The following is a 12,483-nucleotide window of genomic DNA, read 5'->3' as shown; positions in this document are numbered from 1 at the left end:
GGAGAAGATGCCATGCCCCTGCCCCGCCTAGCCGATCTGTCCAGCGACCTGCTGGAGGACTTTCGCCTGGATGCCGCCGACCAGTTCCCGCGTTGCGAGCAACTGCTGATCGAACTGGAGCACGCGCCCAGAGACGGCGAACGGCTACGTGAACTGTTCCGCCTGGTGCATACGCTCAAGGGCAACCTGGGTTATATCGATCTCAATGCCCTGATGCCCTTGCCACAGGCCATGGAGGACGTGCTGGACGCCCTGCGCAGCGGGCGCCTGGCGTTCGACAGCCTGCTTGGCGACATCCTGCTGCTGACGCTGGACCATCTGCAGGCCCTGATTGGTCAGGCACTGGGCGGCCCGGACGCACGCCTGAGCCAGATGCAGTTCGAGCACCTCTGCCAGGCGCTGCAGGCCCTGGCCGTGACGCCAGCCGAACGACAGACGGAGGCTCGCCGCACATTGCTGCAGCAGATCGACCCCAGCACCCGTCTGCAAGCCCCGCCAGCTCTCGCCGAGAGCCCTACCGAGGCGCTGCTGGCTCGCCACGGCATCGCCGCCGACCCGGATCTGCAGTTCTTCGCTGCGCTCACCCAGGCCGCCGAACAACGCTCGCACTACTGGCGAGGACGCAACCTGCGCCTGCTGGATCTGGCCCTGAGCATCAATGCCCAGGGCGGTCAGGTCGAGCGCCCCGAGCAACTGGCAGCGGCGGTATGCCTGCACGATCTGGGCATGGCGTTTCTGCCGCTGGAACTGCTGCACAAGCAGGCCGATCTCAGCCGCGACGAACGGCGCCTGGTCCATGGTCACCCACGTCTGGCCAGCGAGCTGCTAAAGCGCATGCCTGACTGGGCGCCGGCCATGGAGATCATTCTGCAACATCAGGAACACGCCGACGGCAGCGGCTATCCCAAGGGCCTGCGCGAAACCGAGATCGCACCCGGGGCGCTGATCCTCAATATCGTCGACACCTTCGATGCACGCACCCACGAGCGCGCGCACCAGACGCTGAGCAAGCGCCCGCTTCTGCGGGCGATACTCGAGATCAACAATCTCGCCGGACAGCAGTTCAGCGCCCATTGGGTCGACGTCTTCAACCGCACCCTGCAGCAACGGCCCAACCTGGCGCACGGCTGAAACGGCTGTACCGGATCGACTGCAGTGGCTAAGCTCCGCGCTTCATGGATAGCCCAGTGCAAGGAGTTCGCATGCCCTCTCTAAGCGGAAAAACCGCCGTGATCACCGGCGCAGCCTCGGGTATCGGCCAGGCACTTGCCGTTCGCCTGGCGGCCGAAGGCTGCCAACTGGCCCTGGCCGACATCGATCTGCCACAGCTGGAACGCAATGCCGAAGCGCTGCGCCACCAGAGCCCGCGCGTCACCTGCCATGCCCTGGACGTGGCCCAGCGCGACGCGGTGCATGCCTTCGCTGAGCAGGTGATAAGCGAACACGGCGGCGCCGATCTGATCATCAACAACGCCGGCGTGGCCGTATCGCAGACCATCGATCAGCTCAGCTACGAGGATTTCGAATGGCTGATGAACATCAACTTCTGGGGCGTGGTGCATGGCAGCAAGGCCTTTCTGCCGCACCTGCTGCGCCAGGGCAGCGGGCATATCGTCAACCTGTCGAGCATCTTCGGCATCGTCAGCCTGCCGAGCCAGGGCGCCTATAACGCCAGCAAGTTCGCCGTGCGCGGCTTCACCGAAGCCCTGCGCCAGGAGGTCGCCTGCCGCGGCGTGGCGGTCAGTTGCGTCCATCCCGGCGGAATCAAGACCAATATCGCCCGCTCCGCACGCTTCTATCGCGGCATAGATGGCTCTCAGGACGCCGAGCGCGCCTGCCAGAATTTCGACAAGCTGGCGCGAACCACCGCGGCCCGGGCGGCCGACGTCATCGTCAATGGCATCAAGAGCGGCAAACCGCGCATCCTGGTGGGCAGCGATGCGCGCCTGCTCGACCAGATTCAGCGACTGCTGCCGGCGTCCTATCCCGGGCTGCTGGCCAGACTACTGGGCAGAAAGGGAACCGCAAGCCATCAATAGCTTCTAACCATCGCTTTCATTGATCCAAGCCAGAATCGCCCCGCATCTCGCCATGTTAGGCTCTGCCCACATTGCCGGATAAGCATCCCGGGCTCACCTGAAAGGAGAAAGACCATGGAAATCAATATAGGAATCGCCGAACAGGATCGCGCCGCCATCGCCGAAGGCCTTTCGCGCCTGCTGGCCGACACCTACACCCTGTACCTGAAGACCCACAACTTCCACTGGAACGTCACCGGCCCGATGTTCAACACCCTGCACCTGATGTTCGAAGGGCAGTACACCGAACTGGCCCTCGCCGTGGACGCCATCGCCGAACGCATCCGCGCGCTGGGCTTCCCGGCCCCGGGCACCTATGCCGCCTACGCCCGCCTGTCCTCGATCAAGGAAGAGGAAGGCGTGCCCAGCGCAGACGAAATGATCAAGCAACTGGTGCAGGGCCAGGAAGCCGTCGTACGCACCGCCCGCGGCATTTTCCCGCTGCTGGACAAGGTCAGTGACGAACCCACTGCCGACCTGCTGACCCAACGCATGCAGGTGCATGAAAAGACCGCCTGGATGCTGCGCAGCCTGCTCGCCGCGTGACACGCCCAAAGGCCCGGTTTTCCGGGCCTTTTCATTAGGCAGAGAGGCACGGGCTGTTCTATGCTCTGGCCATTCGCCATAGACTTGTTCGAGACATATGAGTCAGCCGCCCAAACCGCCCAGCATCATCGACCTGTATCCCGAGGAGACCCGCGAGGCAGCGGCGCTGCTCAAGCAGGCCGTGCCATTGATGATGCGTTACGACATCCCGCCCAATCCGGTGCACTATGCACTCTGGTACACCTACAGCAGAGGTAGCGAGCCGGAGCTCAACCGTCGCCTGGACAAGGTCGTCGAGGATTTCGACGTGTTCCCGCCGGATACCGCCAGCAAACTCTTTCGCGACTACATCATTCGCGGCGAGCTGGAGGAGGCCCGTGCCGGCCAGCAGCAGGTGATCGAACTGGTCGATGACATCGAGGGTGACGTTTCCCGCAGCGTGATCGGCAGCGAGAACTATCAGCAGAGCCTCAGCCATGGGCTCAGCGCCCTGCAGGAACCGATCATCGACGACCTGCCCAGCGTGCTCAGCGGTTTGCAGGAAAGCACCCAGCTGATGCAGGACCAGCAGGAGAAGTTTCTCTACCGCCTGCGCGCCGCCCAGGAGGAAATCACCCACCTGCGCAGTCAGCTCGAGCGGGCGCACCTGGCTGCAACGCTCGATAGCCTGACCCGGGTGTTCAACCGACATGCCTTCACCCGCCTGCTGGAACGCGCCCTGAGCGAAACCCACAAGGGCCTGGCGTTGGTCATTCTCGATATCGACCATTTCAAACAGTTCAACGACCAGTACGGCCACCCGCTGGGTGATCGGGTGTTGCAGCACGTTGGCCAACTGTTGCGCGACCTTCTGCCGTCAGGCGCCTTTGCCGCCCGTTATGGTGGCGAGGAATTTTGCGTGGTACTGCGCGACTGCGTCGACCTGGGAGCGGTTCTCGAATTTGCCGAAAAACTACGCAACAAGATCCAGGCGCTGCGGGTCAAGGTACGCCGTACCGATCAGGTGCTGGACAGCATTACCGCCTCCTTCGGCTGCGCCCTGGCCGAGGCGGACGACAGCCTGGAAACACTGCTGACCCGCGCCGACGACGCGCTCTATCAGGCCAAGCGCAGTGGCCGCAACCAGGTTCACCCGATTACCAGCAAAACCGTGCTAAGCGCTTGATTTGAGTAGCCCCCGCCTTTGCTGTTAAATAGGTCGGCGCGCCGCGTTAACGTCTTGCGGCGCCTGCACCCTGATCCACCGGTGCGCGCCCTGGCCATCCAACTCGCCACCCGCAGAGCGTGCTCCCTCCGCAACACCTTGAGTCATCATTCAATCAGTGAGTTCATCGAAGATGTTGAAGATTGCCCATCTCGTGACAGGGTTCGCCGCCCTGCTGCTGTCTGCCGTACCCGTTTTTTCTGCCTCGTTCCTGACCACTCCGGATGCCATCTATCTGGCCCTAATCGGCCTGCTCAACCTGCTGATCGCCACGCAACAACCCTCATACTTCGGCGGCCTGCGCCAACAGCTGCAGGGCCTGGCCTCCGCTCTGCTGGTCCTGGCTGCCGTCGTGCAGAGCCTGGTACTGCTGGCTCCACTGCCGAGCATCGGCGACCAACCGGCTGTCTGGCTTACCCTGCTGATCACCAGCGCCGCCGTTCTGCTGCAACTGGCAGCCCAGGTACGCCCGTCCCTGCCACAAAGCGCCCAGCGCAGCACCGAGCAATCGAGCGTCACCAGCTCCCAGGAGTCGCGTGAGACCGGCACGGTCAAGTGGTTCAACACCTCCAAGGGTTTCGGTTTCATTTCTCGCGACTCGGGGGAGGATATCTTCGTGCATTTCCGTGCCATTCGCGGCGAAGGCCACCGGGTGCTGATAGAAGGCCAGCGCGTGGAGTTCTCGGTCATGCAGCGCGACAAGGGTCTGCAGGCGGAAGACGTGATTGCCGCAGCACCTTCGCGACGCTGAATCGCGCACAAAGAAAAGCCCGGGAAACCGGGCTTTTTCAATTCAGTAATGCGGAGGCGGCGCTTCGTCTTCGACGATGCCCACCTGCCCCTGCAATTCCTCCTGACGCCGCGCCAACGCAGACAACTGCAGTTGCAAACGCTCGATACGCTTGTGCTGTTCGACCAGCTCATCGCTCAACGCCTGGATGGTGTCGTCCTGAAAGGCCAGACGACTTTCCAGCTCCATGACCCGCGCCTCGAGACTCATGCCACCTCTCCCGAAAACTCGAAATTCTCGGTCAACACCAGACGCAGCTTGCTGACGAGCTGGCGTACCTGCTCCTCTTCATAGGGTCGCGGCGGATTGCGCCCCCATACCGGCGCAGGCCATGCAGCATCGCCGCGCCGCCGCACGATCACGTGCATGTGCAGTTGGCTGACCACATTGCCCAGCGTCGCCACGTTCATCTTGTCGGCGGCAAAGGTGTCCTTGCGGGTTTCGGCCAACAAGGTGGTTTCCTGCCAGAGCTGACGCTGATCAGCGGCGTCGAGCTGGAACAGCTCGCTGACCTCATCGCGCCGTGGCACCAGGATGAACCAGGGGTAGTTGGCGTCGTTCATCAACAGCAAACGACACAGGGGGAAATCCCCGATCAGCAGGCAGTCCTGCTGCAAACGCGAATCCAGGGCGAACATAAGGTTCTCCTCGCTTCAATCCAGTCAACCAAGCGTAGCGCCGGTAAGGCGCGGCCGAGGGCGCGCAGCATACGCGCCCCCAAACGACAATTCATCCCGCGCCACGCACCAACGGAAGGCAACCCCGCCCGAGCGGCACCGCAGGCGTGCACCATTTTGTTTCCTCCCGTAATGGCCAGGATCAAACGTTACCGCCGACGGTATCGAAAGACATACTGGCAATGAGCGGCAGCGCCATCCGCCGATCAGCGGCGCCACGTGGCCGAAGCCCCCCATCTGGCAGGCCCAGCCCGAATCGTCCACCTCAACAAATCAAGGTTTTAGCGCTTAACGTGGATTTTGAGCACGACTTTTGCTAAACATTCCGCAATGCCCGGCACGCCGCGCAGTCGATCAATAACAGCGGTACCAGGCAACTCAGAACCGCGACAACGTCGACGGAACGAAACGCAAGCGCAGAACTACAGATTTGCGACATTCATCAACAGGCAATGCGACACCGCCATGACCGAATGCGCAACGAATAGACTGCAACTATCGCCAATATTGGCTGCATGCTATAAGTTACCGCCGACACAAAAAGAAAGAGCCGCCCATACAACAAAACAATGGGCAGCGCAACTCTTCTAAACCAAAGGAGCAATCACGATGCAAGTGATGAAGTGGAGCGTAATCGCCCTGGCAGTAGCCGCGGGTACCAGCCAACTGGCGTTTGCCAGCGCACAATCCGAGTCCAACGGTTTCGTTGAAGACAGCAGCTTCAACATCCTGAACCGTAACCTGTACTTCTACCGCGACTTCCGCAACCATCCGACTCGTACTGACGACCCGCAAGAATGGGGCCATGGCATCATCGGCACCTTCGAGTCCGGCTTCACTCAAGGCACCATCGGCTTCGGCGTTGACGCAATTGGCATGCTCGGCATCAAGCTGGACAGCGGTAAAGGCCGCGCAGGCTCCGGCATGTTCCCGACCGACAGCGATGGTCGCTCGCAAGATGATTACTCTGAAGCTGGCGGCGCGGTAAAACTGCGCCTGTCTAACACTGTTCTCAAATACGGCGACCAGTTCACCGCTCTGCCTGTATTGAGCACCGATGACAGCCGCCTGCTGCCGGAAGTTGCTGAAGGCTTCTTGGTAACCAGCAATGAGATCGAAGGCCTGGAGCTGCACGCCGGTCATTTCACCGCGATCAATGCCCAAGATCAGACCTACCATGACAGCATCGGCCTCAAGAGCGCCGACGTGCTCGGCGGTTCTTACAGCTTCAACGACGATCTGTCTGCCTCGCTGTACTACTCCGACGTAGAAGACGCGTTCAAGAAATACTACGGCAACGTCAACTACACCATCGGCATGGGCGAAGCCCAATCGCTGAACTTCGACTTCAACATCTATCGCACCAAGTACGATAAAGAGTACACCGATACCGGTTCGAGCGAGAAAAACACCATCTGGAGTCTCGCTGCAGCCTATAACATCAGCGCTCATACATTCACCCTTGCCTACCAAAAGTCCCATGGCGGCTTTGACGGCATCGGCTATGACTATGGTGTAGACGGCGGTGGTACCATTTGGCTGGCTAACTCCATTCAGCGCTCTGACTTCAACGCTGAAGATGAGAAATCCTGGCAGGTCCGTTATGACCTGGACTTCGCCGAATACGGCGTACCGGGCCTGAAGTTCATGACCCGCTATGTTCGCGGTACCGACGCCAACGTCGGCGACACTACCAACGGCAAAGAGTGGGAACGCGACATTCAGGTCGGTTACACCATTCAAAGCGGCCCTGCCAAGGACCTGAACATGCGTGTACGTCAGGCCACCTATCGCAGCAGCGATGGCGTGTACTACGGTGCAGCTTCTAGCGACGAAGTTCGCGTAATCCTCGAGTACCCGCTGAGCATCCTGTAACCTAGGAACCAGCAAATACTTGAATAAGAGAGGCCCGGGAGACCGGGCTTTTCTTTTTGAGTATTAACATTCAAATCGGCAACGCATATGTCCCCGTTACGTGGGCAACGAGTTCATTCTCATTACCCGCCGAATACAACGAAACTTCACATACCGCCTGACGCCTGCTCAAACGCAGTATTCGAGCCACGGCCAGCAGGTCCACCGGCCGGGGCTTGATCAGAAAGTTGATATTGAGATTGGACGTCACCGCCATCTCCACCCGACCGAGACGCCCCAGTACCACGGCATACATGGCGGCATCGCCGAGGGCCATGATGGTCGGGCCGGACAGCGTGCCACCGGGTCGCACCAGCTTGCTATGAAAGGGCACCCGTGCCAGCACGCCCTCCTCGTCCAGCCGGTCGATACGCAGGTCGATGTCCTCGGCCATGGGCAACCCGGCCCGAATCAGTGTCTGCACTTCCAACGCGGTCAATCCCACCCTCGCCTCCTTCTGGCTCACCGGCGCCGCTTCCGCAGCCCCGTCCTGTACGCCACTGTATAGGCACCGTACAATGCCGGCCTATTCCAAGCCCTAGCAACCGACAGAACGGCCAAACATGCGTACCAGTCAGTTCCTGCTCTCGACCCTGAAAGAAACCCCTTCCGATGCCGTGGTGATCAGCCACCAGCTGATGCTGCGTGCCGGCATGATCCGCAAGCTGGCCTCCGGCCTGTACACCTGGCTGCCGATGGGCCTGCGCGTGCTGCGCAAGGTCGAGAACGTGGTGCGCGAGGAAATGAATGCAGCTGGTGCGCTGGAAGTGCTGATGCCGGCCATTCAGCCTGCCGAGCTGTGGCAGGAGTCCGGTCGCTGGGTGCAGTACGGCCCCGAGTTGCTGCGGGTCAAAGATCGTCACGAGCGCGAATTCTGCGTCGGCCCGACCCATGAAGAGGTCATCACCGACCTGGCCCGCAACGAGCTGAACAGCTACAAGCAGCTGCCGATCAACATGTACCAGATCCAGACCAAGTTCCGTGACGAGATCCGTCCGCGCTTCGGTCTGATGCGTGGTCGCGAATTCATCATGAAGGACGCCTACTCCTTCCATGCCGACCAGGCGTCCCTGCAGGAAACCTATGACCGCATGCATCAGGCCTACTGCAACGTGTTCAGCCGCCTGGGCCTGAACTTCCGCCCCGTACAGGCCGATACCGGCTCGATCGGCGGCACCGGCTCCCACGAGTTCCACGTGCTGGCCGAGTCCGGCGAAGACGATATCGCCTTCAGCAACGTCTCCGACTACGCCGCCAACATCGAGAAGGCCGAAGCCGTGCCGCGTGAGAAAGAACGCGCTGCCGCGACCGAGGACATGCGCCTGGTCGACACCCCCAACACCAAGACCATCGACGCCCTGGTGCAGGGCTTCGGCCTGGCCATCGAGAAGACCATCAAGACCCTGGTGGTGCATGCCGCCGAGGAAGGCAAGCTGATCGCGCTGATCGTGCGCGGCGACCACGAGCTGAACGAAATCAAGGCCGCCAATCTGGAGCAGGTGGCAAGCCCGCTGCAGATGGCCAGCGAAGCGGAGATTCGCGCCGCCATCGGCGCCGGCCCCGGTTCCCTGGGGCCGGTCAACCTGCCGATCCCCTGCATCGTCGATCGCAGCGTGGCGCTGATGAGCGACTTCGCCTCCGGTGCCAACATCGAAGACAAGCACTATTTCGGCGTCAACTGGGAGCGCGACCTGCCGCTGCCGACCGTTGCCGACCTGCGCAACGTGGTTGCGGGCGACCCCAGCCCGGACGGCCAGGGCACCCTGGAAATCAAGCGCGGCATCGAAGTCGGCCACATCTTCCAGCTCGGCACCAAGTACAGCGAGGCGATGAACTGCCAGGTACTGGGCGAGAACGGCAAGCCGGTCACCCTGACCATGGGCTGCTACGGCATCGGCGTATCGCGCGTGGTAGCCGCGGCCATCGAGCAGAACCACGACGAACGCGGCATTCTCTGGAACGACGCCCTCGCGCCGTTCCACATCGCGCTGGTACCGCTGCGCTACGAAACCGAACAGGTACGCGAGGCCACCGACAAGCTGTATGCCGAACTCACCGCCGCGGGCTATGAGGTGCTGCTGGACGACCGCGACAAGAAGACCAGCCCCGGCATCAAGTTCGCCGACATGGAGCTGATCGGCATTCCGCACCGCGTGGTGGTCAGCGACCGCGGCCTGGCCGAGGGCAATCTCGAGTACAAGAGCCGCGCCGAGACCGAAGCCCAGGCCGTGCCGCTGGCCGAGATCCTGCCCTTCCTGCAAGCCCGTATCAGCCGCTGATCACGCCGCACCGAGACATCATGCACACGAGCAACAACCTTCGCCTGACCGGCGCCGCCCTGTGCGGCGCCCTTTTCCTCAGCGCCTGCGCCAACCACTTGCCGCAACGTAGCGAGCATGAGGAGCGTGTCGAGCGCAAATTGCTGGATCACCAGCTGCAGATCGACACAGGCGAACCGAAGGTGCTCGAGCTGCCGCAACGGCGGGTGCGAGTGCATGACCAGAAGAGCTACGAGGTCACCGCTTTCGAGGTGACGCGTCGCTACGACCGCTATACACCTTACCAACCCTGGCGCGAGCTGTATGAAGTGCCCATGGGTGCGGTGGCGGTGGTGGCTGGCGTCGGCGCCAACGTACTCAACGTGGTGATGCTCGGCAGCCTGCCGGAAACCGCCACCCGCGACTGGATCAGCTATGGCATGGCGGGCCTGAATCCCTTCATGAACGTCGAGTCGAACGGCCGCGCCGAGCAGAATCTGGCGAGCATCGAGGAAGTGCAGCGTGATCGCCGCATGGAGTACATCAACCTGCCCTGGTCGGAACGTCCCGTACAGGTCAAGGCCGGCGAGCAGCAGTTCGAGCTACTTACCGACAGCAGCGGCGTGCTGCGCCTGAATCTGCTGGACAGCCCGTTCAGCGAACAGGACATGGCCCGCCTCAACCTCCTCCAACTGAGCGTCGAGGATCGTCTGGGCGACGAGGTGGCACGTGCCGAGGCGACACTGATGGTCAGCCATACCCTGCGCGGCAAGCTGCGCGAAGCGCACGATCTGATCTTCAACGACCTCGAAGGCGACGACGTGGCGCAATGGGTGCATCGGGTCAAGCGCCTTTCCGATCTGGGCCTGGAAGAGGAAGCCAGCGAGCTGGAACAGAGCCTGATTGAGCTGACCCGTAACGACCCCGAGTTGCAGGACGCTTTCCTCAAGGCGCTGCTCAAGGACGCCGGGCGTCTGGCGGCCGATCCGGTCGTGAACTGAGCGCATCCGCTACGCGCGCCCTAGCGGGCGGCGTAGCTCCCTATACCATCTGCAAGGCTTGCTTGCGTCGCGGTGGCGGGAAGGCCGCGTCGAGCAGGGCCAGATCGTCCGCATGCAGCGCCAGCGATGCCGCAGCGGCGTTATCGCGCAGATGCGCGCTGCCCACGGCCTTGGGTATGGCAATCACACCGTCCCGTCTGATGCTCCAGGCCAGGGCCACCTGGCCCGGCGTCACCCCGTGCCGCTCGGCCACCTCACGCAGCGCAGGCTCATGCAGCAAGGCGCCCGCCTGGCTCAACGGACAGTAGGCCATCAGCGGCATGCCAGCCTGTTGTTGCCAGGGCAGCAGGTCGTACTCGACTCCGCGGGCCTGCAGGTTGTACAGCACCTGATTGCTGCGACAGGCCGGTTGATCCAGCTCCAGCAGGTCGTCCAGATCGAAGTTGGAAACACCCCAGGCGCCGATCTTGCCCTGCTCGCGCAGCCGCTCGAAGCCTTCGACCGTCTCCTGCAGCGGATAGCGGCCGCGCCAGTGCAGCAGGTACAGATCGATCCGCTCGCATCCCAAACGCTTCAGACTGCGCTCACAGGCCGCCTGAACGCCGTCCAGACTGGCGTTGTGCGGGTACACCTTGCTGACCAGAAAGACCTCGTCGCGGCGCCCGGCAATGGCCTCGCCCACCACCTGCTCCGCACCACCCTCGCCGTACATCTCGGCGGTGTCGATCAGGCTCAGGCCCAGATCCAGCCCTTCACGCAGCGCGGCGACTTCCCGCGTGCGCTGCCGGTGGTCCTCGCCCATGCGCCAGGTACCCTGACCGACTACCGGCACCTGTACGCCGGCCAATTCAATTGTGCGCATCGCTTCCTCCGGGGTTGAGACTGACCAGGTCGTATCCCGCACCACGCCATTGCAGAAGGCACAATCCGTGGCCGAAGGGATCGCTCAGCGTTACCAGACGTCCCCAGTCATGTTCATGGATTTCGCCCTCCTGCCGCGCACCGGCGGCGAGCGCCCGAGCCAGCGCTGCGTCCAGATCCTCGACGAGCAGATCCAGATGCAGCGGCGTCCAGTGACGGCGGTAGTCGCGCTGTACACCGGACTGCGGGCAGGGACGAGTGGCAGCGGGCTGGTGCAGCAGGTAGAGCGGTACGGCTGCGCCAAGCATCTCGACGACCGAACCGTCGAACAGCACGCGCCCGACGCTGAAGCCGAGCGCCTGCTGATAGAAGGCCACCGCGGCCGGCAGATCGGGAACATCGAGATTGAGCAGCAGCTGCATGATCAGAGCGGCTTGAGCAGCAGCAGCAGGGAGACCGGCTGAACGCTCTCGGGATGCAATGGCTCCTGCAGCCATTCCAGACGCCAGCCGGTTTCGCCAATCAGCGTCAGCCAGGATTGCAGGGTACGGAAGAACCAGGGCATCGGCGCCTGGAAGCCCTCGCCGAAACCGACGAAATCCTCGACCCGCCAACCGTCCTGATAAGGCTCGCCATGGCTGGCGCGCCAGGGGTGCAGGGTCTGGATCAGCAGACTGCCGCCAGGCGCCAGCAACGCGTGCAGGCTGCGCAGAATGGGCTGCAGCGGCTCTTCGAGCAGGGCGAAGTTGCACACCAGCACCTCGAAACGCCCCAACTGCTCGGCATGCTGCTCCAGCTCGGCATAGCCACAGACGCGATACTGACTGCGCCCATCGCAGGCGGCGCGGGCTGCCTCGATCAGCGGCGCGGAAGCATCCACGCCGACCGGCTCGATGCCGTGCTCGGCCAGCCCACGGCACAGCCAACCCTCGCCGCAGCCGATATCCAGTACCCGCTTGGGCTGCAGCGCCAACACGGCCTGGATGATCGCCGCATCGGTGACCAGGCGCCGGCTCTCGATACGCTGTTCGCGCACCGCCGCAGCCCAGGCATCGGCGTTGGCCTGCCAGCTTTGCTGAAGCTGCTCTCGATGATCGCGCTGCATGCCGCTTCCCCTGCATTGTGTGCATTGCCAGCGAGTCTAGCGCCAATGA

Annotated in this window: 14 protein-coding genes; 8 read left to right on the top strand and 6 right to left on the bottom strand. The window is 62.6% G+C overall.

The genetic code is table 11. The annotated features are described in order from the left end of the window. Positions 1-12 precede the first annotated feature (12 nt). From L1F06_RS06380 to L1F06_RS25020, 5 genes are all read left to right on the top strand, one after another. The gene (locus L1F06_RS06380) at positions 13-1,131 is read left to right on the top strand and encodes an HD domain-containing phosphohydrolase (protein WP_129483491.1); all 1,119 of its coding nucleotides are present in this window, start codon (positions 13-15) and stop codon (positions 1,129-1,131) included. A 71-nt stretch (positions 1,132-1,202) separates the two neighbouring features. Continuing rightward, the gene (locus tag L1F06_RS06375; RefSeq protein ID WP_129483490.1) at positions 1,203-2,039 is read left to right on the top strand and encodes an SDR family NAD(P)-dependent oxidoreductase; all 837 of its coding nucleotides are present in this window, start codon (positions 1,203-1,205) and stop codon (positions 2,037-2,039) included. A 114-nt stretch (positions 2,040-2,153) separates the two neighbouring features. After that, positions 2,154-2,624, top strand: coding sequence for a Dps family protein (locus L1F06_RS06370; RefSeq protein ID WP_024307258.1), 471 nt, complete (start codon positions 2,154-2,156; stop codon positions 2,622-2,624). Positions 2,625-2,721: 97 nt separating this feature from the next. Continuing rightward, positions 2,722-3,789: a GGDEF domain-containing protein gene (locus L1F06_RS06365; protein WP_129483489.1), complete on the top strand. Its 1,068-nt coding sequence runs from the start codon at positions 2,722-2,724 to the stop codon at positions 3,787-3,789. A 172-nt stretch (positions 3,790-3,961) separates the two neighbouring features. Continuing rightward, entirely contained in the window at positions 3,962-4,579 is a 618-nt protein-coding gene (locus L1F06_RS25020) for a cold shock domain-containing protein membrane protein (RefSeq protein WP_129483488.1), read from the top strand. Positions 4,580-4,621: 42 nt separating this feature from the next. Here L1F06_RS25020 and L1F06_RS06355 read toward each other — a convergent pair whose 3' ends face one another. Both L1F06_RS06355 and L1F06_RS06350 read right to left on the bottom strand, forming a co-directional pair. After that, on the bottom strand, positions 4,622-4,828 hold the full coding sequence (locus L1F06_RS06355) for a SlyX family protein (protein ID WP_129483487.1): 207 nt from the start codon (positions 4,826-4,828) through the stop codon (positions 4,622-4,624). Next, the gene (locus L1F06_RS06350; RefSeq protein ID WP_252576740.1) at positions 4,825-5,256 is read right to left on the bottom strand and encodes an HIT family protein; all 432 of its coding nucleotides are present in this window, start codon (positions 5,254-5,256) and stop codon (positions 4,825-4,827) included. Before L1F06_RS06350 ends, L1F06_RS06355 begins: the two co-directional genes overlap by 4 nt. 648 nt (positions 5,257-5,904) lie before the next feature. Between L1F06_RS06350 and L1F06_RS06345 the strand changes: the two genes are divergently transcribed. After that, on the top strand, positions 5,905-7,170 hold the full coding sequence (locus L1F06_RS06345) for an OprD family porin (protein WP_003241652.1): 1,266 nt from the start codon (positions 5,905-5,907) through the stop codon (positions 7,168-7,170). A 70-nt stretch (positions 7,171-7,240) separates the two neighbouring features. On the opposite strand, the gene L1F06_RS06340 is transcribed toward L1F06_RS06345, so the two are convergent. After that, the gene (locus L1F06_RS06340; RefSeq protein ID WP_129483530.1) at positions 7,241-7,648 is read right to left on the bottom strand and encodes a PaaI family thioesterase; all 408 of its coding nucleotides are present in this window, start codon (positions 7,646-7,648) and stop codon (positions 7,241-7,243) included. Between the two features lie 124 nt (positions 7,649-7,772). Here L1F06_RS06340 and L1F06_RS06335 point away from each other — a divergent pair, with 124 nt between their 5' ends. Both L1F06_RS06335 and L1F06_RS06330 read left to right on the top strand, forming a co-directional pair. Further along, a complete protein-coding gene (locus L1F06_RS06335; protein ID WP_012017888.1) occupies positions 7,773-9,488 on the top strand; it encodes a proline--tRNA ligase in 1,716 nt (571 codons plus the stop codon). A 20-nt stretch (positions 9,489-9,508) separates the two neighbouring features. After that, positions 9,509-10,468: a hypothetical protein gene (locus L1F06_RS06330; protein ID WP_129483485.1), complete on the top strand. Its 960-nt coding sequence runs from the start codon at positions 9,509-9,511 to the stop codon at positions 10,466-10,468. 40 nt (positions 10,469-10,508) lie between these two features. Here L1F06_RS06330 and L1F06_RS06325 read toward each other — a convergent pair whose 3' ends face one another. From L1F06_RS06325 to L1F06_RS06315, 3 genes are read right to left on the bottom strand one after another with little or no spacing between them, the layout of a single operon-like run. Further along, positions 10,509-11,330, bottom strand: coding sequence for an aldo/keto reductase (locus L1F06_RS06325; RefSeq protein ID WP_129483484.1), 822 nt, complete (start codon positions 11,328-11,330; stop codon positions 10,509-10,511). Beyond that, positions 11,317-11,751 carry a VOC family protein gene (locus L1F06_RS06320; protein ID WP_012017885.1) on the bottom strand — a complete coding sequence of 145 codons (435 nt, stop codon included), beginning with the start codon at positions 11,749-11,751 and terminating at the stop codon, positions 11,317-11,319. Before L1F06_RS06320 ends, L1F06_RS06325 begins: the two co-directional genes overlap by 14 nt. Before the next feature lie 2 nt (positions 11,752-11,753). Beyond that, entirely contained in the window at positions 11,754-12,434 is a 681-nt protein-coding gene (locus L1F06_RS06315; RefSeq protein WP_003241638.1) for a class I SAM-dependent methyltransferase, read from the bottom strand. Positions 12,435-12,483 lie beyond the last annotated feature (49 nt).

Source organism: Pseudomonas hydrolytica, assembly GCF_021495345.1.
Lineage (GTDB): Bacteria > Pseudomonadota > Gammaproteobacteria > Pseudomonadales > Pseudomonadaceae > Aquipseudomonas > Aquipseudomonas hydrolytica.
The sequence above is the reverse complement of the archived record's forward strand: the minus strand, read 5'-3'. Positions and strand labels throughout refer to the sequence as shown.

What these genes read in the sequence shown, in the direction of transcription:
- L1F06_RS06380 (WP_129483491.1), top strand. Translation starts at nt 13, where the DNA reads ATGCCCCTGCCCCGCCTAGCCGATCTGTCCAGCGACCTGCTGGAGGAC.
- L1F06_RS06375 (WP_129483490.1), top strand. Translation starts at nt 1,203, where the DNA reads ATGCCCTCTCTAAGCGGAAAAACCGCCGTGATCACCGGCGCAGCCTCG.
- L1F06_RS06370 (WP_024307258.1), top strand. Translation starts at nt 2,154, where the DNA reads ATGGAAATCAATATAGGAATCGCCGAACAGGATCGCGCCGCCATCGCC.
- L1F06_RS06365 (WP_129483489.1), top strand. Translation starts at nt 2,722, where the DNA reads ATGAGTCAGCCGCCCAAACCGCCCAGCATCATCGACCTGTATCCCGAG.
- L1F06_RS25020 (WP_129483488.1), top strand. Translation starts at nt 3,962, where the DNA reads ATGTTGAAGATTGCCCATCTCGTGACAGGGTTCGCCGCCCTGCTGCTG.
- L1F06_RS06355 (WP_129483487.1), bottom strand. Translation starts at nt 4,828, where the DNA reads ATGAGTCTCGAGGCGCGGGTCATGGAGCTGGAAAGTCGTCTGGCCTTT.
- L1F06_RS06350 (WP_252576740.1), bottom strand. Translation starts at nt 5,256, where the DNA reads ATGTTCGCCCTGGATTCGCGTTTGCAGCAGGACTGCCTGCTGATCGGG.
- L1F06_RS06345 (WP_003241652.1), top strand. Translation starts at nt 5,905, where the DNA reads ATGCAAGTGATGAAGTGGAGCGTAATCGCCCTGGCAGTAGCCGCGGGT.
- L1F06_RS06335 (WP_012017888.1), top strand. Translation starts at nt 7,773, where the DNA reads ATGCGTACCAGTCAGTTCCTGCTCTCGACCCTGAAAGAAACCCCTTCC.
- L1F06_RS06330 (WP_129483485.1), top strand. Translation starts at nt 9,509, where the DNA reads ATGCACACGAGCAACAACCTTCGCCTGACCGGCGCCGCCCTGTGCGGC.
- L1F06_RS06325 (WP_129483484.1), bottom strand. Translation starts at nt 11,330, where the DNA reads ATGCGCACAATTGAATTGGCCGGCGTACAGGTGCCGGTAGTCGGTCAG.
- L1F06_RS06320 (WP_012017885.1), bottom strand. Translation starts at nt 11,751, where the DNA reads ATGCAGCTGCTGCTCAATCTCGATGTTCCCGATCTGCCGGCCGCGGTG.
- L1F06_RS06315 (WP_003241638.1), bottom strand. Translation starts at nt 12,434, where the DNA reads ATGCAGCGCGATCATCGAGAGCAGCTTCAGCAAAGCTGGCAGGCCAAC.